At 68.7% G+C, this 428-nt stretch carries 1 protein-coding gene; it reads right to left on the reverse strand.

Annotated elements, in window-relative coordinates:
* On the reverse strand, positions 1 to 428 hold a 428-nt coding region (locus tag NWP09_RS13275), incomplete at both ends, for a fibronectin type III domain-containing protein (protein ID WP_258275945.1).

A 428-nucleotide genomic window follows, 5' to 3' on the forward strand; every position in this document is an offset into this window, starting at 1 on the left:
CAGCCATTCCGACCACAGCATGCCGTCGCCGACCCGATAGGCGTAAACCGCGTCCGGCTTCAGCCCCTTCAGCACCGTCGAGTGATAGGCTGCGTGGAACTGGGACGCCTCGCGCACGGTGATAGTCGCATCGTCGGTGACGGCAGTCACGCGCACCGCTTCCTTGACGAAGTCCGGGCCGTCCTGAGCCTCGGCGTATTCGACATAGCCGATAGCGCCGGGCGCAGTGCGCCAGGTTACGGCCATCTCATGCGCCGGGTCAGCGGTCAGGTTCAGGATGATCCGCTCCGGCTGGGCCGTCGGCGGGACCACCGGCCGATCCGAAGCCTGGGCCGGCAAGGGCTCAGGCCGCAGCGGACGCTCGGCCGTCTGCGCCATCGTCTGTCCGCCCACGGCCGCAAGCGCGGCCCCGAGCATCAGGGCAAAAG

The organism is Agrococcus sp. HG114 (genome assembly GCF_024723325.1).
Taxonomy (GTDB): Bacteria; Actinomycetota; Actinomycetes; order Actinomycetales; family Microbacteriaceae; genus Agrococcus.